The following is an 18,915-nucleotide window of genomic DNA, read 5'->3' on the forward strand; positions in this document are numbered from 1 at the left end:
CTTGAATTTTATGGTCAATTTTGCACTACACTTAATTTAAATATAATATTAATGGAACAGATTTTTATTGTAATGCTGATAGCCTTAGGGGTATTAGCTATTATCGATTTAACTGTTGGGGTAAGTAATGACGCTGTTAACTTTCTGAATTCTGCCCTTGGATCTAAGGCAGTTACATTTAGAACGATTATGATAGTGGCTTCACTAGGTATATTAGTTGGAGCGCTCTTCTCTGGAGGAATGATGGAAATAGCCCGAAGTGGTATTTTCGTCCCTAGTATGTTCTCCTTTAATGACGTTATGGTCATCTTCCTCGCGGTTATGATTACAGACGTATTACTACTGGACGTGTTTAACTCTATGGGATTACCTACATCGACTACAGTATCTATTGTATTCGAGTTATTAGGGTCAGCAGTATGTCTTGCAGTTATAAAGATTATGGCTAATAATGACAGCTGGTCAGTATTGCCTAATTATATTAATACAGAGAAAGCCACGGAGATTGTAGTTAGTATTTTACTATCGGTGATACTTTCGTTTACTTTAGGTACGTTAGTACAGTACATCTCTAGGTTAATCTTTACTTTCCAGGTAGAACAAAAATTAAAGTATTTCGGTGCTATATTTGGTGGAGTAGCGATTACAGCTATTACATTCTTTATCCTAGTAAAAGGGTTAAAAGGAGCTAGTTTTATCACTAAAGAGACTAGTACATGGATTGGAAATAACCAATTAATTATTATTGGTTTAAGTTTGGTATTCTGGACTATATTCTCACAATTCTTAATGAGTATATTCAAGTTAAATATACTTCGTGTAATTATTGTAATTGGAACATTTGCTCTAGCATTAGCATTCGCTGGTAATGACTTAGTGAACTTCATTGGAGTGCCTATTGCAGCATACCAATCATTTGGATTCTTTATGGAATCAGGACAATCTCCTGATACTTATATGATGGCTAAGTTAGCCGAGGAAAATGTAGTAGCTCCATTCTATTTCTTAGCTATTGCTGGAATCGTTATGGTGTATACATTATGGACTTCTAAGAAAGCAAAGAACGTTATCGAGACGGAGATGAGCTTAGCTAGACAAGATACAGGTGGTACTGCAGAGAAATTCTCACCGAATATCTTATCTAAAGTTATCGTACGTGGAATGGTATTGATAGGAATGGTTGTTGATTATTTTTTACCAAAATCATTACAACTTAAGATGGACAAGCGTTTTGAGATTCCTAAAAAACCAAAAAACAAAGCTCCAAAAGACGAACCAGCATTCGATATGGTACGTGCATCAGTTAACCTTATTGTAGCGAGTATCTTGATTTCTATTGGTACATCTATGAAGTTACCATTATCTACTACATATGTTACGTTTATGGTGGCTATGGGTACATCATTCGCAGATAGAGCTTGGGATAGAGATTCGGCTGTGTATCGTGTAGCAGGAGTATTTAACGTTATCGGAGGATGGTTTGTGACAGCTATTGTTGCTTTTATCGCTTCATTCGTTATCGCTTATGTATTAAAGATAGGAGAGATTTACGCTCTAGTAGGAATGTTGATTTTAGTAGGGATATTATTATACAGAAGTAATAAATCATATATCAAAAAATCAAAAGAGAAAGAGGATAAAGATGCTAAACTTGATAATGTAGACATACAAACTATACAAGGAGTTGCATCAGAAAGTTCTTCTCAGATAGCAACAGTAATTACTAAAGCTAATGAGCTATTTACAGTAGTAATAGATGGAGTAGCTCTTCAAGACATCACTAATCTTAAGAAAAGTAAGAAACAACTTAAGAAGTTAGAGAAAGAGGTAGATGACCTAAGAGGTAATGTTTATTTCTTTATTAAGAATCTAGATGAGACATCTGTAGAGGCGAGTAAGTTCTATGTGTTGACTCTAGGATATCTACAAGATATGATTAAGGCTATTAATTTTATAGCACAGAATAGTTATACTCACGTAGATAATAACCATAAGAAATTGAAGTTTAACCAGATTAGAGATCTAAAACTAATCGATAAGAAGCTTCAAATATTATTTGATAAAATAGTTATTCTATTCACTGAAGAGAAATTCTCTCAGATTGATGAGATCTTAAGTGAAAAAGAAGATTTAATAGCAACAGTGGATAAGTTAATCCAAAAACAAATTATCCGTATTCGTACTACTGAGACGAGTCCTAAGAATAGTAAGTTATACTTCTCTATTCTATTTGAAACGGATGAATTAATCAAATCAACAATTGGATTGTTAGAGTTGTTTAAGGATTTCGATATTGACGTAAAGAGGAAGTCATTCATTAGAATGAGCTAATCTATATTTAATTTAAGTGAAGGGAAGAGGCTGCGTGAGCGGCCTCTTTTCGTTTATTGTTACATAGCATTTGATATTTGTAGGCAGGTATGAGTAGTCTGAATTGTCCAGAGTGATAATTAAGTCTATTTATATCTGCCTTTTTTTGTGTTCGCGAAATAGCTTGTTCCACGATTCGTCCAAGATGACTTTACAGTTCTCTTATAAAATGACTCTCAGCTAGAGCAAAATGGGAGAATCCTAGGAGAACTGTGAAAGGATTTGTCCGTAATGCCCATAAACACTAGCCTTAGGGGATGTTGTGTTTTTTAATAGAAGTAAGGTGTTTTGTTTTAAATATCTGATTTTTAATGTATTGTGTGCGTTTTTGGAATCTTTTGGAACAAAAAAAGTGTATCACTTTTTTGTTTTTTGCCTCAAAAAAGACCTTTTCTACATAAAAAATAGAAAAAAGTCCCTTAAAAAGTGTTTTGTGGAAGACTAGAAGAAGTGTTTTTAAGTTTAAAATCAAAAAAAGGATGAGTTTTATTAGAAGAGGTCATTGATGGAAAATAATGAGGTAGATAGGATATCTTAGAGATATGTTCATGATAGAAACTATATAGAGGAAGTATATAGGCATAAAAAAAGGTAGAACATAACGTTCTACCTTTTATATTTTAAGCAAGTATTGATTAGCCATTAAGAGCCTCTACGATGATAGCTTCATCGTTAAGCATATGTCTAAGCATACCTTCGATACCATTTTTTAGAGTGAATGTAGAAGAAGGACATCCGCTACATGCACCTTGTAGTATTACGTGAACTACATTAGATTCTTGGTCATATTTTTGGAATGCGATATTACCACCATCTGCCTGTACAGCTGGTTTTACGTTCTCTTCTAAGATATTGATGATGCGTTGAGACTTTTCGTCTAGAGAGTCGAAGTGTTCATCAGCCGCCGCTTCGATAGCTTTAGTATCAGAGATTAAAGACTCATCTACAGCTAAGTTTCCATTTTCTAAGAACTCTTTAATGAATGAACGAGTAACTTGGATTAGTTGATCCCACTCGAATGCATCGTATTTAGAGATAGAAACATAGTTCTCGTCAATAAAGATTTCTTTAACGAATGATTGTTTGAAAAGTTCTTTAGCTAGAGGAGAAGCACTAGCTTCATCTATATTTTTGAACTCTACACCTTTTTTTGTTAATAATTTATTAGCAACGAATTTAATTACTGAAGGGTTTGGAGTTGATTCAGCATAAATAGTAATTGGTTGCTTTTTTATTTCTTTTTTAGAATCTATTAGGATTTTCTTACCTTTAGCCAAGAAAAGATCTATTTGGTCTGCAACTGTCTCTTTTACTTCATCCCACTCGACAATTGAAAATTTTTCGATGGCGATAAAATTATTTGAGATATAAACCGTTTTAACAAAAGGAAGATAAAATAATTCCTTAGCTAAAGGTGATTCTGCAGTCTCATCTATATTTTTGAACTCGTAGTTTTCCCCTTTAGTTATAAAATCTGGTAAAACAAATTTTATGATAGTTGGGTTTGACGTATTTTGAATTTGTATTTTTGACATGTTAATTTAGTTTTTTTCAAAATTAGCAAAGAAATGTACTAAGCGTCACGAAGATAAGATTTTTAAACATTTAATTAACATTAGTAAGCACTAACAATTTAATATAGCGAGAAAATGGGCAAAAGAATGTGGCTTTCATTATTTGTACTTTCAGGAGCTCTGTCTGTAGGGGCTGTAGTAGGAGGTATAAATCCTTATGACTATATAGGGAATAAAGCAATAGCTGAAGTGGCTAGTGAACAGGAAGAACCAAAACCAGAGGTGAAAGTAGGAAAGCCTCATGATATAGAGCAGGCACTTCCTAAAAATACTGCTTCGGGTAACTTTAGAGTATTCTTGGGGGAAGCGATTAAGGCAAAAAATACTGGAGTAACGATAGATGCTGAAGGCAACGCTATTGTTCCTGATGGTTATGTATATAGCTTTCACAATACTCCAAATGAAGCTAGTCAAGGTACTAATAAGATAAATGAGATTCTTTATATAGATAAGTTTAATCCAGCTAGTGCACCACTTACTAAGTATCTTAGAGTACAGTCTGTAGTAGATCCTGCTAAAGTGACTGTGACAGCATTCTTAATTAAAGTAAAGCCAGATGAAGGAGCTACATTAAATGATAGAGTGACAGGACGTCCTGATCAGTATAAATCTGCAGATGATAAGGGGAATGCTACTTTCGTCTTACTAGAAGATAAAAACCAGTTATATTATGGTAATTCTAATACAGAGTTATACAAAGTAGACGGTACTGTAAAAACAAAATTGACAGATGTTGAGGTAGATAAGTTTACTACAAATAAAAATCAAGTAATAGAGGCTAAAATAATACTTGATGGGGAGACAGCTATTCGTCAGTTTACATTATACGTAGAGACGTTAAAAGTTAGTGGTGTTAATCCTGTTTTAGAATCTGTAGAGACTAGAAGAGATAAGGATAATCGTTATGGTAATTTTAATCTGAAGCCAACTATCCCTGCTTTATTAGCTGCTGGTGAGAATCCTGATTATTATACAATCACCTTCCACAAAACAACAGCTGATGCGATAGCTAATAAAGAAGCATTAGATATTACTAAACCTATCGAAGGTGCACATGGTACTGATGTGACTGCTCGTATTTCTTATAAATTAGCGAAGTCGGCTAATCCTATTGTATCAACTGCACAAAAGGTTAAGTTTACTATTATAGATAAACCTACTATTCCTGCTCTTCCTAATGTATCTTACTGTGATAGTAAGATAGCATCTTATAGTTTGACTATAGATGGACAGGCTACAGTAATCGCTGATGGAAGACCTATAGCTACAGAGGAAGAAATGGCTAAGCCTGATTTTGATCCTAAAGGGAAATACTCTATTGGGTATTTTAACTCTGAAGAAGATGCTATCGCTAATACAAATAAGATTGTTGGTGTTGAAATTACAGTGAATTTAGATGAAGCTCGTAAGATATGGACTCGTTTAACTAGCTTAGAAGACAATAACTTTAATACTGCATTCTTTTATGCGTCATTAGGTTATGATAATTTAAAAACAGTAAATGTGTCAGATGAGACATTTGAATATTGCCAGATAGAGAATGTTAGTGGAGACTCTATTATAAATCTTAGAAGATATGAGAATGTGATATTAGGGAAATCTTCATTCACTAACATTCCAGATACAAATCCTACCAAAAAGATTATGGCTGTGTATTATAAGGATGAAGCTGATGCATTAGCTGATAAACGTATGCCAGATAGTCTAGTAACGGCTTATCCTATCAGAATGGGGCAAGTGAAGGGGCCTATCTATACAAGGGTGGTAATGACAGAAGGGTTTAAATGTATGGCAGATAACTTCTCTACATTTAAAGTATCTTTAGGGGTTGAGTTAGCTATTGATTACTTACCTAAACAAAGTGAACAGCAACTGTGTATTAATACAGATAATAACGAGATAATTCCAGTTACACTAAGTATAGAAAATAAAGACGTAAAAGGTAGAGCTATAACTATTGATTGGCAACGTGAAAAGTCAAGAAATAATGGGCTTATATTTTATGAATCTGTACCAAATACAGCTGATAAAACTTCAATTCAAATAACAGAGCCTGGTAACTATAGAGCAGTAGCTCATTATGCTAAACCTCCTTATCCTGGAATTGAATCATGTTCGGCAAGTTCTATTGTATGGACAGTAAAAGCGCCGCCTAAAGTAGTGGTAGAAGGAGCTGATGAGACTGGTATGATTAACAGTATGGAAGTGGATGAAAAAGGTGAAACAATGGTGCGCTTAGGTGTACTAGATGGAGGTACAAGTACTGTGACTGATGGATATGAGTTTGCGATAGATAATAGCGCATTCCAGCCTTCTAGCCAGTTTTATAACGTGCCTATCGGAGAGCACGTAGCTTATGCTAGAAACATCAAAACAGGATGTTTAGCTTCTATTAAGTTTTCAGTATTCGGTTATCCTAAATACTTTACTCCTAACGGAGATGGATATAATGATACATGGAATATTCCTGGACTGAAAGGACATAATGAAGCTCGTATCTATATCTATGATAAATCAGGTAGATTATTAAAACAGTTAAGTCCTCATACAGAAGGATGGGATGGAACGTGGAATGGTAAACAAATGCCTTCTACAGACTATTGGTTCACGGTAGAGTTCGTAAATGACTATAAAACACCAGACGAAAGAAACGGACGTAAAGTAAGTTATAAAGGACACTTTTCTTTAAAAAGATAATTAAGTTATGAATATAATTAAGAAGCGCTATTTAGCTATTGCATTATTGGTTTCTCAAATTGGTTTTGCGCAAGAAGGACTAACAGTAAATTCTGAATATTTAGCAGATAACTATTATCTATTGCACCCTGCTATGGCGGGTATTAAGAATAGTACTAATATAAAATTAACGACTAGACAGCAGTGGAGTGGAGTAGATGATGCTCCTCGTCTGATGACGATGAATGCGAGTACTAGATTAAGTGATCAATCGGCTATCGGTGTTATCGGGTTTAACGATAAGAATGGTTATCACTCACAGACAGGATTTAAGGCAACGTATGCTCACCATATTACATTCAGTGAGTCTCGTTATGACTTAAACCAACTATCGTTTGGTATGAGTGCTGGTTTTGCACAGACGAAGTTAGACGAGAGTGAGTTTGGTGGATTTGATCCAAATGTGGGAGGAGGAATAGAATTAAAAGATTCTTACTTCTCTGTTGACTTTGGTGCTGCTTATCACTATCAGAATTTCTTCTCTATGTTTACAGTGAAGAATGCAGTAAGTAGTAAGAGTAAGATGTATTCAGATGCAGAAAGTAATAATCTTCGCAAGTATATCTTAGGAGCTGGTTACGCATTTGGTAATACACGTTATGGAACAGGATGGATCTATGAACCGTCTGTGTTAGCTCAATATACGGAAGAACGCGAAGACTTCGCTTTAGATGTTAATATGAAAGTGTATAGACAGTTTGAGTTTGGTAAAATTTGGGCGGGAGCATCATTCCGTTCTAACTTTAATGGAACAGATTATTTCGTAGACGGTAAATCAAAGACTCAACGTTATCAATATATCTCACCAATGCTAGGAGGTAGTTATAAGAATGTAAACTTTTCTTATGCTTACACAAAGCTGATGGGAGATATCACTTTTGGAAATGGAGGTTTTCACCAATTCACAGTAGGGTTTAATATCTTCCCAAAAAGAACAAGTTTAGAATGTAATTGTCCTACGGCAAAAGATTAATACACAAAAAATCCCGATATTTATCGGGATTTTTTTATTGCTATATATTATGATTATAAAAGAAATAAGAGGTAAATATCCTCAGATACCTGAAGATTGCTATGTGGCTGAGAATGCTACTATAGTAGGTGATGTAACATTAGGAGCTAACTGTAGTGTTTGGTTTAATGCTGTAATACGTGGAGATGTGAACTCTATTACTATTGGAGATAAGGTAAATATACAAGATGGAGCAATCGTTCATTGTACGTACTTAAAACACCCTACAGTAATCGGGAACAACGTTTCTATTGGACACAATGCTATGGTACACGGATGTGTAATCCACGATAATGTATTAATCGGCATGGGTGCTATAGTTATGGATAATTGTGTAGTACACAGTAATACTATTATCGCTGCTGGAGCTGTAGTAACTCAAGGCACTGTAGTGGAGTCTGGTGCTATCTATGCAGGTATGCCTGCTAAGAAGGTAAAAGATATCAGTGCTTCTGACTTCGGAGGAGAGGTAGAGCGCATTGCTAATAATTATGTGATGTACTCTAGCTGGTACAAATAGAATTACTAGTTTTTAATTACTAATTATGGGTGTGTTGTAATTAATACAAAGTATCTTCGTTTCGCTTGTCACACGATATATTTTTTATATGCTACGAAGTCAGGAGACTTCGCAGAGCGAGGGACGAATACTTTGCGTCTACCACCTAGTAACCACAAACTATGTTATGAGATTTCGCAGAGCAGGTGCGTAATTAATAAAGATTATTCTAGTTGCAGTTTGTCATCCTGAAGAAGGAAGGATCACACTCGAAATTCCACAAAGGTACAGACGCAATACTTTGCGTGTCACACAATGTAACTGTTTTATGAGGAATATTGCAGTATGTAATGCATATTATAAAACGAAAAGGTCGGATAATAAATATCCGACCTTTTCATATTGTATAAAACTGTAAACAGTTTATCTATGTCTAGTTTAAGAACTCTTTGACGATGTCAAAAAACATTTGAGGGTTCTCTGCGTGTAACCAGTGTCCTGTATTAGGAATAGTCTTGATGATAGAGTTAGGGAAGTGTTCTTTGATAAGTACTTCATCTTTCTCTTGGATATATTTAGAGTTACCCCCTCTGATAAATAAAGTATTACCCGTGTACTCTGCACCATCTTCAACGCCTTCACCTACTACATCTTCATTCTTATTAAATGCGTTTAGGTTAAATCTGAAGCCTAGTTGACCTGGCTCAACCCAGTATAAACTCTTCATTAAGAATAGACGTGTACCAACTTCAGAAATATGAGAAGCGATGATCTCTTCTACCTCTTTTCTACTTGGTTTAGTAGAGAAGTCTACAGCATTAAGAGCAGCTAGGATATCTTGATGATGAGGTGCATAACTCCTAGGTGATATGTCAGCTACAATAAGTTTCTCCACTTTAGCAGGGTAGCGAGTTGCTAATTTCATAGCTACTTTACCTCCCATAGAATGGCCTAATACTACAGCGTCACACATAGCGTGATGATCCATATAACGAACAATATCTTCAACCATAAAGTCATAAGACCAATCATCTGAATGAAAACTGCGACCGTGGTTTCTAAGGTCTAATAGGTGTACTTCGTACCCTATTTCAGCCATTTGTTTACCGAAGGTGTTCCAGTTGTCAGACATTCCCATGTATCCGTGCATTACGATTAATGGAATACCTTCACCTTCTATTTTAGAATATAAGATTTCTGTCATTATTGTAATTTTCTGATATACATGTTTACTACATTCTCTAGACCTAAGTAAAGAGATTCTGATATTAAAGCATGTCCTATAGATACCTCTAACAGGTTAGGAATATTGTTTTTAAAGAACTCGATATTGTCAAGGCTAAGATCATGCCCGGCATTTACTCCTAATCCTAATTCGTTTGCTAGTTCTGCAGCTTTAGTATAAGGGATGATTGCTTTCTCATTTCCTTTAGCATATTCTGCCGCGAAGTGTTCAGTATATAACTCTATACGATCAGCACCTACTACTTTAGCACCTTCTATCATTTCTAATACAGGGTCTACGAAGATAGAAGTACGGATATTACGAGATTTACATTCTTGGATTACTTCTTGTAGAAATGCTTTGTGCTTGATAGTATCCCATCCAGCATTAGATGTCAGTGCATCTACAGCATCTGGAACTAAAGTTACTTGAGTAGGAGCACACTCATATACTAAGTTTAAGAAGTTGTCCATAGGATTACCTTCTATGTTATATTCAGTGTAGACTACATCTACTAGGTCACGAGCATCTTGATAACGGATATGTCTTTCGTCAGGTCTTGGATGTATAGTTACTCCTTGAGCACCGAACTTTTGTACATCTTTGGCTACTTGCAATAAATTAGGAACATCTCCTCCTCTTGAGTTTCTTAGAGTAGCAATTTTGTTGATATTAACAGATAGCTTAGTCATAAAATTAAGTTTTAAAGACAAAAATACAAACTATAATTAACGTCTATTGTTTTATTTTTGATTATTTTGCACTTCTAAATAAGAACTTAAATTATGTTATCTCCTGACTTCTTTCTATTGACAGATTATCCAGTCTGTAAACTGAATACTCTTGTAAAAGATATTCTTCCGCTTCTAGAAAAAAGCAATTATTCACATATCCCAGTTGTGAATATGGATGAGATATGGATAGGTAACATAAATACAGAAGATATCTATACTGCTGATGAAGAAAGCAGTATACAGGATGTGATGTATGATCTAGACAAGTTCTATTTGTTAGAATCTTCAAACCTGAATCCTTTTGATTTCTTTGACTTATTTAGTCAATGTGATACGAATATGATTCCCTTACTAGACGAAGAAGGTCATATTAAAGGAGTTTATAATCGAGAATATTTGCTTAATGAATGGAGTAAAACGTTGTTTTTTGAAGAACGTGGTACTACATTTGTTATCGAAAAAGGATATGAAGACTATAGTTTTTCTGAAATATCACAAATTATTGAAAGTAATAATGCTAAGGTGATAGGCTTAATGTTGTTGTCAAACAATAATTATAGAGCGCAGATGTTAGTAAAAACAAATAGTGTAAATACTAAAACAATCTTAGATGATCTAAGACGCTATGGGTATGACATAGTTAGTACTCTTTCTGAAGATACTCATATCAATGATCTTAAAGAGAGAACAGAATACCTTAATAAATATCTAAACATATAATATGAAGTTTGCGATTTATGGACAGACTGCTAAACCTATAGTACAGAATATTGTACGTAGGTTGTTTAACCTATTTCAGAAACACGAGAATACAGAAGTGATTTTTGAAGAACAGTTTTACAGTCTATTGAATGAACAAGGTATTCTTGAAAAAGAATACGAGACGTTTGGAACAAATAACCCTTTGACTAGTGAAGTCGATTTTTTTATTAGTGTAGGAGGTGATGGAACGATGCTGCGTGCTGCTAATTTTATTAAGAATACAGATATTCCTATTGTAGGGATTAATGCAGGAAGATTAGGATTTTTGGCTAATGTACAACACGATAATTTAGAGGAACACATTCCTTTATTGTTTGAGAATAAATTTAAGAGATCAAAAAGATCTCTATTGAGCTTAAATTGTCAACCTGAAGAGAATAACACTTTTGATATTCAGTATGCGTTAAACGAGGTTACCGTTTCTAGAAAGAATACTACGTCTATGATTACAGTAGAGACGTATTTAGATGACGAGTTTTTAGCGACTTATTGGGCTGACGGTTTAATTATCTCTACACCTTCTGGATCTACAGGATATTCATTGAGTTGTGGAGGGCCTATTATCGAGCCAGAGACAGGATGTTTTGTTTTAACTCCATTGGCACCACATAATTTAAATGTAAGGCCATTAGTAATACGAGATAACTTAACTATAAAATTAAAAGTTAGTTCTAGAGAGAAGCAGTTTTTAGTGTCGCTAGATACAACTACGAAGGCAGTAGATAACGATACAGAGGTGATTATTACTAAAGCACCATTTACAGTTGATTTAGTAGAGTTCCCAACTCAAAGTTTTATAAAAACATTGAGAAACAAATTATTGTGGGGAGAAGATAAAAGAAACTAAAAACTCAGTAAACAATATACTTTTTAAGTAATTTGAACGTTTAAAACACAATGGATACTACACATAGTGGTAAACAGTGAGAAAAAAAAAGACTTTTAAATGTCTATATTACTATATTTGTAAATTATTTTAACAGAATGAATAAAATTCTTATATCTCTACTACTGTTACTTACATCAGTTATAGCACAGGCTCAAATTCACGAAATAGGTGTTGGGATAGGTGGCTCTAATTATGTAGGAGATATTGGTTCTACTCAATATATAGCACCAAAGGATATAGGATATAATATATTTTACCGTTGGAATAGAAGTCCTCGACACTCTTTTAGATTTAGCTATTCTAATCACTCTATATTAGGTGATGATGCTAAATCAGATATGGGAAGTAGAAAGGAAAGAGGATATAGCTTTACAAATACTGTACAACAATTGTCAGTTGGAGTAGAGTTTAATTTCTTTGAGTTTGATTTACACGAAGAGAACTTTGGTTTTACTCCATATTTGTTTGTTGGAGTATCGGGAATCAGATATAACGATTTATACTTTAGGCCGACAACCCCTATCGAGGGATTTGAGTCTACTAGTGTAGATTTAGTAAAAGGAGATAAGAAGAATTCGATAGCAATTCCCTTTGCAGGTGGATTAAAATTAAGACTTACTCCGCAAATAAATCTAAATGCTGAGGTGGCTGCACATTATACCTTTACTAATAACTTAGATGGTAGTAGCCCTACTGGAGCAAATAGAAAATCATATAGTTTTGGAAAAAATGGAAATGATTGGTTTTTTTACTCAGGTATATCAATAAGTTATACATTTGGAAAAAATCCATGTTATTGCGCAGATTAAATGAATTTAAAAGAGCAAATTAATACAAACAACTTACCTAATCACTTAGCTATCATTATGGATGGCAATGGAAGATGGGCAAAGAAACAAGGGTTCTTAAGATCCTTAGGTCATGAGAATGGCGTAAAATCTGTGCGTTCAACTATTAAGGCTTGTACAGAATTAGGAATAGGGCATTTAACTTTATATGCTTTCTCTACTGAAAATTGGAATCGCCCAAAGCTAGAGGTAGATATGTTAATGAAGCTTTTAGTGAAGTCACTGAAAAAGGAATTACCAACTTTTATTAAAAACAACATTAAACTTAATGCAATAGGAGACTTAAGTCAATTGCCTGAAAAGGCATATAAACAATTGCAAGAGGTGATGGAGCTTACTAAGGACAATACTCGCCTGACTTTGACGTTAGCATTGAGTTATGGTTCTAGAGCTGAAATCGTAAATGCTGTAAAAGAAATTTCATTTAAAGTTAAAAATAACTTAATTTCGGAGGCTGATATTGATGAATCAGTTATTAATAATCATCTTTACACGAATGCTCTACCTGATGTAGATCTGTTAGTTAGAACAAGTGGAGAGCAAAGAATCAGTAATTTCCTACTATGGCAAATCGCTTATTCTGAGCTATATTTTACAGAAGTTCTGTGGCCGGATTTTACGGAAGAAGAACTTTATAAAGCCCTTCTAGTCTACCAAGGTAGAGAAAGAAGGTTTGGAAAAACAAGTGAACAAATAAAATAAAAAACCGAATCTAATGTTTCAAAAAGGTACATCTCTTTTTGCACTGTTTATCGCAGGTTTAATATACACTCATGCAAACGCACAGGATAGTATAAAAGCCCCTTCTTTTGAAGCTCCTAAGATCTATACTTTAGGAGATATAACTGTGACAGGAAAATACAGCTTAAATCCACAAACGATAGTTACTTTTACGGGACTTTCAAAAGGCCAAAAAATAGCAGTGCCAGGGGAAGAACTTTCTCATGCTTTAAAAAAGCTATGGGGTGTTGGTTCTTTTACAGATATTAACTTCTATGAAACATCTGTAGTTGGCGATACTATAAATATCGAATTAACGATTAATGAATTGCCACGTCTTAACAGTGTTAAGATAAAAGGTTATAAAAAGGCAAAGTCTGAAGCACTTATAAAAGAAGCTAAGTTAACTAGAGGAAAAATCGTTAATGATAACTTCTTGTCTACAACGAAGTACTTCTTGTTAAATAAATATAAGAAAGACGGATACTATAACACTAAAGTTACTTTAAATACTATCGTTACTGATTCAACTAATAGAAAAGTTGATTTAGTAGTAGGTGTAGATAAAGGTAAGAAAGTGCGTATCGACGAGATTACTTTTAATGGTAACTCTCAATTGACAGATAAGAAGCTTAAAAAGGCAATGAAGGAAACGAAACAACGCAGTCCTTTTAACCCATTACGTATCTTCAAACCTTCTAAGTTTATCAAAGCTAAGTATGAAGAGGATCTATTAAAGATCGTAGATAAGTATAAAGAAAATGGATATCGCGATGCTCGTGTTATCGCTGATACTACGAGTTATGATCCTGCTACTAATAGAATGAAAATTAATATTGATGTTACTGAAGGTAACAAATATTACTTCGGTGATATTCGTTTCATTGGTAATACAGTATATACTAATAGTCAGTTAAAACAAGTATTAGGTATAGACAAAGGAGAAGTTTACAACGGTATCTTGTTAGATAAGCGTATTGATGATAAAACGAATCCTGATGCTTATAGTGTTACTAACGTGTATCAAAACAATGGATATTTATTCTCTAATGTTAACCCTGTAGAGGTTAAGACTGCGAATGATACGATTGATTTTGAGGTGCGTATTGTAGAAGGTCCAATTGCTAAGTTTAATAATATTACAGCTTCTGGTAACGACAATACACATGATCACGTAATTCATAGAGATCTTAGAACTCGTCCTGGAGAGACATGGAGTAAAGCTCTAGTAATGGAGACTATCCGTAGATTAGGAGGGTTAAATATATTCGATGCTCAAGCTATTGTACCAGATGTAAAGAATGCTGATCCAAGTTCAGGAACAGTTGATATCGATTGGCAAGTAACTGAAAAAGGATCTAGCCAGGTAGAATTACAAGGTGGTTACGGTGGTGGAGGATTCATCGGTACATTAGGACTTTCGTTTAATAACTTCTCATTGAGAAATATATTTAATAAAAAGTCTTATAAGCCTTTCCCAATGGGAGATGGACAATCATTAGCTCTACGTTTACAAGGTAGTTCATACTACCAAACATATAGTTTAAGTTTCTCTGAACCTTGGTTTGGTGGACGTAAACCTATTAACTTCTTCGGTACAGTAGCATATAGTACACAAAACTTATATGACTACGTGAATCGTCGTACAGATAGAAGTAGAGGATTTGATATTACTACAGTTCAGTTTGGAGTTGCTAAACAATTAAATGTTCCAGATGATAACTTCGTATTATCACATACATTGAGTTTCCAATATTATAATATGAAAAACTATAATACTGGATTATTTACATTCGGAGATGGAGAGTCTCGTAACTTAGCATATCAGATAGAATTGAGAAGAGATAACCGTGGTAATGACCCAATCTTCCCTACTTATGGTTCTTTCTTTAGTATTAGTGGTAAGTTCACAGCTCCATATTCATTGTTTAACAATGTAGATTATAAAAATTTAGGTAATCAACAAGAGTATAAATTACGTGCTAAGGAAGGTGCTATTGATCCAGCTACTGGAGCAGCTATACCTGCAGGTACATATTTAGATTCAAACTATAGACCAGTAAATAATTGGGAAGATGCTACTGCAGATGTAAGTAAAGTTGACCAAAAGAAATTTAACTGGTTAGAGTATTATAAACTTAAATTTAAAGGAGACTGGTATACTACTATCTATGATAAATTAGTTGTACGTACATTAGCTGAGTTTGGATTTATGGGAGCTTACAACAGTAATCGTGGAGTAGTTCCATTTGAAAGATTCTATGTTGGAGGTGATGGATTAGCGAATTATTCGTTAGATGGACGTGAGGTAATTCAATTGAGAGGTTACCAAAACCAGACATTGACACCATATAATGATAGAGGAGAACAAATTGGAGGTACTATTTACAATAAATTTACGTTAGAATTACGTTACCCTATTACATTAAAGCCTAGTGCATCAGTTTATGTATTGACATTCGCTGAAGCAGGTAACTCATTTGAGTCGTTTAAAACTTATAGCCCATTTGAATTAAAGAGATCTGCCGGATTTGGTGTGAGAGTCTTTATGCCAATGTTTGGATTATTAGGTATTGACTTTGGATATGGGTTCGATTCGGTTCCTGGAACAAATCAAAAGAGTGGATTCCAAACACACTTTATTCTTGGACAATCGTTTTAATGTACTAGTTGCATAAAAAACTGATTTAGAATGAGAACGTATTTAGCTTTAATTTTTAGTATTTTTGGTATAGTAATTTCTTTTGCACAAGGAGGAAGTGCTCGTGTGGCTTACATTGATATGGAGTACATATTAAGCCAGACTCCTGAGTATATAGAAGCAACAGGCCAGTTAGACGAAAGAGCTGGTACATGGAAATCTGATGTTGATAAGAAGAAAGCTGAGATAAAGAAGCTGAAAGATAATTTGGCAGCAGAGCGAATTTTGTTGACTAGAGAACTTATTGATGAAAAAGAAGAAGAGATTTCTATTTTAGAGGATGAACTTTTTCAATATCAACAGAAGCGCTTTGGTACTTCAGGGGATTTGATAACACAAAAGATTATGTTAGCTAAGCCAATCCAGGATCAAGTATTCGCTGTGGTGGAGGATATAGCAGAAGCTAGGAAATTTGATTACGTGTTAGATAAAAATACTGAAGCAACTATGGTAATTGCTACAAAAAAGCACGATATTAGCGACTTAGTTTTGCGTAGATTAGCAACAGCTAGACGTAAACAAGGAATGACTAAATCAGAAGCAAGAGCTGTAGAAGAAGAAGAGCAGAAAGAAGATGCAATGTCTCTTAGACAAATGAGACGTGAGGAACAAGCAAGGCTTAAGGAAGAAGCTGAGAAGCGAATGCGTCAAGAAGAGAAGAAGCGACAAGAAGAGTTAGCAAATGATGTAAACTATCAGAAGGAGCAGGAACTTAAGAAACGCAGAGAGGATCAAATCAAAGCACAACTAGACCGTCAGGCTCAACAAGAAAAGGAACGTCAGGAGAGAATAAATGCTCGCAATGAAGAGTTGAGAAGACGTAGAGAGGAAGCGGAGAGTAAACGTTCTGAAACTAAATCTGGGCCAACTACTGAAGAAAAAGTAGAAAAGCAAAGAGAAGAAATAAAGAAACGAGAAGAGGAAGCTGAACAGAAGAGAAAAGAAACTGCTGAACGAAAAGAACAGATGAAGCAGGAACGCATTAAAGAAATGCAGTCTCAGAAAGATGAAGCAGATAAGATAAAAGCAGAAAAAGAGCAAAAACTAAGAGACGAGATGGAGCGTAGAAAACGAGAAGCTCTAGAGCGTAACTCTAAAAAGAGTTCTGTAGATATCGAAAAGTTAATGGAAGAACGTCGTTTAGCACAAGAGAAGAGGGCAGCTGAGGATCAACGTAAAAAAGAAGAAGCTTTAAAACGTAGACAAGAAATGATCGAAGAGGCTCAGCGTAGAGATGAGGAACGTAGACAGAGGGCCATTAAAGAACAAGAAGAAAGAAAGCAAATGATCTTGCAAAAACAAGAGGAAGCTAGAAGACAAGCTGAAGAAGCTAGTAAAAGATAGAATAACAATAAAATAAATCAAAAATCGAGAAAGATGAGAAAAATGAAATCTTTATTAATTGCAGCTGCATTATTTTTCGGAGTGAGTTCAACTGCTGTAATGGCTCAATCTAAAGTAGCACACGTTGACGCAAGAGCTTTAATGGCTGAATTACCAGCAATGAAAAATGCTCAAGCAGAATTAAAGAAAATCGGTGAAGGATATGAGAAAAATTTCTCAACTATGATGTCTGAATACCAAACTAAGATTCAAAAATATCAAGGTGAAGCAGCTACAGCTGGTGACGCTAAAAACGAAGAGAGAGCTAAAGAAATCGACCAATTACAACAAAGAATTCAAGAGTTCCAAAATACAGCTCAACAAGAACTTCAAAAGAAAGAAGTTGAGTTAACTCAACCAATCTTAGAGAAAGCTTTAGCAGCTATTCAAAAAGTTGGAAAAGCAAAAGGATTTGAGTATGTATTAGATTCTTCTACTGGTTCTGGAGTATTATTAGCTAATGGAACTAACATTTTAGCTGATGTGAAAAAAGAATTAGGTGTAAACTAATTTTAGTTCAAAACGGATAAACATAATTAAAAACCACTCTATAATTTAGGGTGGTTTTTTTATATTTGTATATGACTAAAAACAATCCAATAGGAATATTTGACTCTGGTATAGGAGGTACTACTATATGGCGAGAGATTAACCTCTTGATGCCAAATGAAAATACTATGTATATAGGTGATCAACTTTATGCTCCTTATGGTGTTAGACCTAAGCAGGAGATAGTAGAGTTATCATGTAAAAATATAGATTATCTTCTTTCTCTTGATTGTAAAATCATTGTAGTGGCTTGTAATACGGCTACAACAATGGCTATTGCAGAGATGAGAGCTAAGTATAATGTACCAATTATAGGGATAGAACCCGCTATAAAGCCTGCTACTATTTTAAGTAAGACTTCAAAGATTGGTATTTTAGCGACTAAAGGAACGATTACAAGTGACTTCTTTGCTTCTAAGGTTAAACAGTATCCTGAAACTCAGATTATAGAGCAAATAGGGTTTGAACTAGTTACTCTTATTGAAACAGGAAGATTGCATTCTCCTGAAATGATAGATTTATTGAAGACATATCTTGATCCTATGGTAGAACAAGGGATAGATACTCTAGTGTTGGGGTGTACTCATTATCCTTATTTAATTCCTATAATAGAAACGCTAATTCCAAGTGATATTAAGATAATTGATTCAGGTAGAGCTGTGGCAAAACAGACTAGAAAAGTATTGGAAGAATTAGATTTACTTACTACGAGGAATGATCTTGGTAATAGTTGTTTTTATAGTAATACAGATGTTACTATATTGAAGAGCTTTGTCCCAGAAGCAAGTGTTGTTGAGTATAGAGATTTCTAGTAAATAGTATTGATAAAATAGTAAAAGAGATGAGTGAAAGCTTATCTCTTTTTTTGTTTATATTGATTTGGAGTATTTTTTTGGGGTGTAATAATCTTTTT

At 34.4% G+C, this 18,915-nt stretch carries 15 protein-coding genes; 12 read left to right on the forward strand and 3 right to left on the reverse strand.

Going from position 1 to position 18,915, the window contains the following annotated elements; translation table 11 throughout:
• The first annotated feature begins 51 nt into the window (after positions 1-51).
• Complete coding sequence (locus BMX53_RS06795; protein WP_063176240.1) at positions 52-2,331, forward strand: inorganic phosphate transporter; 2,280 nt, start codon at positions 52-54, stop codon at positions 2,329-2,331.
• A gap of 674 nt (positions 2,332-3,005) precedes the next feature.
• Here BMX53_RS06795 and BMX53_RS06800 read toward each other — a convergent pair.
• On the reverse strand, positions 3,006-3,905 hold the full coding sequence (locus tag BMX53_RS06800) for a NifU family protein (RefSeq protein WP_074745261.1): 900 nt from the start codon (positions 3,903-3,905) through the stop codon (positions 3,006-3,008).
• 114 nt (positions 3,906-4,019) lie between these two features.
• Between BMX53_RS06800 and BMX53_RS06805 the strand changes: the two genes are divergently transcribed.
• From BMX53_RS06805 to BMX53_RS06815, 3 genes are read left to right on the forward strand one after another with little or no spacing between them, the layout of a single operon-like run.
• Positions 4,020-6,641: a T9SS type B sorting domain-containing protein gene (locus tag BMX53_RS06805; protein WP_244154480.1), complete on the forward strand. Its 2,622-nt coding sequence runs from the start codon at positions 4,020-4,022 to the stop codon at positions 6,639-6,641.
• 7 nt (positions 6,642-6,648) lie between these two features.
• Entirely contained in the window at positions 6,649-7,653 is a 1,005-nt protein-coding gene (locus tag BMX53_RS06810) for a PorP/SprF family type IX secretion system membrane protein (RefSeq protein ID WP_038984312.1), read from the forward strand.
• Positions 7,654-7,702: 49 nt separating this feature from the next.
• Positions 7,703-8,212, forward strand: a complete 510-nt coding sequence (locus tag BMX53_RS06815) for a gamma carbonic anhydrase family protein (RefSeq protein ID WP_038984311.1) — start codon at positions 7,703-7,705, stop codon at positions 8,210-8,212.
• Between the two features lie 412 nt (positions 8,213-8,624).
• Here BMX53_RS06815 and BMX53_RS06820 read toward each other — a convergent pair whose 3' ends face one another.
• Positions 8,625-9,395: an alpha/beta fold hydrolase gene (locus tag BMX53_RS06820; protein WP_074745263.1), complete on the reverse strand. Its 771-nt coding sequence runs from the start codon at positions 9,393-9,395 to the stop codon at positions 8,625-8,627.
• Positions 9,395-10,108 carry a pyridoxine 5'-phosphate synthase gene (locus BMX53_RS06825; protein ID WP_074745265.1) on the reverse strand — a complete coding sequence of 238 codons (714 nt, stop codon included), beginning with the start codon at positions 10,106-10,108 and terminating at the stop codon, positions 9,395-9,397. Before BMX53_RS06825 ends, BMX53_RS06820 begins: the two co-directional genes overlap by 1 nt.
• Before the next feature lie 93 nt (positions 10,109-10,201).
• Between BMX53_RS06825 and BMX53_RS06830 the strand changes: the two genes are divergently transcribed.
• The 8 genes from BMX53_RS06830 to murI all read left to right on the forward strand — a co-directional run bounded on the left by BMX53_RS06830 (position 10,202) and on the right by murI (position 18,814).
• Positions 10,202-10,870: a CBS domain-containing protein gene (locus BMX53_RS06830; protein WP_063176245.1), complete on the forward strand. Its 669-nt coding sequence runs from the start codon at positions 10,202-10,204 to the stop codon at positions 10,868-10,870.
• Between the two features lies 1 nt (position 10,871).
• The gene (locus tag BMX53_RS06835; RefSeq protein ID WP_074745267.1) at positions 10,872-11,759 is read left to right on the forward strand and encodes an NAD kinase; all 888 of its coding nucleotides are present in this window, start codon (positions 10,872-10,874) and stop codon (positions 11,757-11,759) included.
• Between the two features lie 137 nt (positions 11,760-11,896).
• Positions 11,897-12,610 (forward strand): type IX secretion system protein PorG, encoded by a 714-nt coding sequence (porG, locus tag BMX53_RS06840; protein WP_074745269.1) that lies wholly within the window; start codon positions 11,897-11,899, stop codon positions 12,608-12,610.
• Positions 12,611-13,351 carry an isoprenyl transferase gene (locus BMX53_RS06845; protein WP_038984305.1) on the forward strand — a complete coding sequence of 247 codons (741 nt, stop codon included), beginning with the start codon at positions 12,611-12,613 and terminating at the stop codon, positions 13,349-13,351.
• A gap of 13 nt (positions 13,352-13,364) precedes the next feature.
• Entirely contained in the window at positions 13,365-16,031 is a 2,667-nt protein-coding gene (locus BMX53_RS06850; protein WP_038984304.1) for a BamA/OMP85 family outer membrane protein, read from the forward strand.
• A gap of 30 nt (positions 16,032-16,061) precedes the next feature.
• Positions 16,062-17,414, forward strand: a complete 1,353-nt coding sequence (locus BMX53_RS06855; protein ID WP_074745271.1) for an OmpH/Skp family outer membrane protein — start codon at positions 16,062-16,064, stop codon at positions 17,412-17,414.
• A 33-nt stretch (positions 17,415-17,447) separates the two neighbouring features.
• Positions 17,448-17,963 carry an OmpH/Skp family outer membrane protein gene (locus BMX53_RS06860; protein ID WP_038984302.1) on the forward strand — a complete coding sequence of 172 codons (516 nt, stop codon included), beginning with the start codon at positions 17,448-17,450 and terminating at the stop codon, positions 17,961-17,963.
• 71 nt (positions 17,964-18,034) lie between these two features.
• Complete coding sequence (murI, locus tag BMX53_RS06865) at positions 18,035-18,814, forward strand: glutamate racemase (protein WP_074745273.1); 780 nt, start codon at positions 18,035-18,037, stop codon at positions 18,812-18,814.
• The last annotated feature ends 101 nt before the right edge of the window (positions 18,815-18,915 follow it).

Origin of the sequence: Myroides marinus, from assembly GCF_900109075.1 — a bacterium.
Taxonomy (GTDB): domain Bacteria; phylum Bacteroidota; class Bacteroidia; order Flavobacteriales; family Flavobacteriaceae; genus Flavobacterium; species Flavobacterium marinum_A.

What these genes read in the sequence shown, in the direction of transcription:
- BMX53_RS06795 (WP_063176240.1), top strand. Translation starts at nt 52, where the DNA reads ATGGAACAGATTTTTATTGTAATGCTGATAGCCTTAGGGGTATTAGCT.
- BMX53_RS06800 (WP_074745261.1), bottom strand. Translation starts at nt 3,905, where the DNA reads ATGTCAAAAATACAAATTCAAAATACGTCAAACCCAACTATCATAAAA.
- BMX53_RS06805 (WP_244154480.1), top strand. Translation starts at nt 4,020, where the DNA reads ATGGGCAAAAGAATGTGGCTTTCATTATTTGTACTTTCAGGAGCTCTG.
- BMX53_RS06810 (WP_038984312.1), top strand. Translation starts at nt 6,649, where the DNA reads ATGAATATAATTAAGAAGCGCTATTTAGCTATTGCATTATTGGTTTCT.
- BMX53_RS06815 (WP_038984311.1), top strand. Translation starts at nt 7,703, where the DNA reads ATGATTATAAAAGAAATAAGAGGTAAATATCCTCAGATACCTGAAGAT.
- BMX53_RS06820 (WP_074745263.1), bottom strand. Translation starts at nt 9,395, where the DNA reads ATGACAGAAATCTTATATTCTAAAATAGAAGGTGAAGGTATTCCATTA.
- BMX53_RS06825 (WP_074745265.1), bottom strand. Translation starts at nt 10,108, where the DNA reads ATGACTAAGCTATCTGTTAATATCAACAAAATTGCTACTCTAAGAAAC.
- BMX53_RS06830 (WP_063176245.1), top strand. Translation starts at nt 10,202, where the DNA reads ATGTTATCTCCTGACTTCTTTCTATTGACAGATTATCCAGTCTGTAAA.
- BMX53_RS06835 (WP_074745267.1), top strand. Translation starts at nt 10,872, where the DNA reads ATGAAGTTTGCGATTTATGGACAGACTGCTAAACCTATAGTACAGAAT.
- porG (WP_074745269.1), top strand. Translation starts at nt 11,897, where the DNA reads ATGAATAAAATTCTTATATCTCTACTACTGTTACTTACATCAGTTATA.
- BMX53_RS06845 (WP_038984305.1), top strand. Translation starts at nt 12,611, where the DNA reads ATGAATTTAAAAGAGCAAATTAATACAAACAACTTACCTAATCACTTA.
- BMX53_RS06850 (WP_038984304.1), top strand. Translation starts at nt 13,365, where the DNA reads ATGTTTCAAAAAGGTACATCTCTTTTTGCACTGTTTATCGCAGGTTTA.
- BMX53_RS06855 (WP_074745271.1), top strand. Translation starts at nt 16,062, where the DNA reads ATGAGAACGTATTTAGCTTTAATTTTTAGTATTTTTGGTATAGTAATT.
- BMX53_RS06860 (WP_038984302.1), top strand. Translation starts at nt 17,448, where the DNA reads ATGAGAAAAATGAAATCTTTATTAATTGCAGCTGCATTATTTTTCGGA.
- murI (WP_074745273.1), top strand. Translation starts at nt 18,035, where the DNA reads ATGACTAAAAACAATCCAATAGGAATATTTGACTCTGGTATAGGAGGT.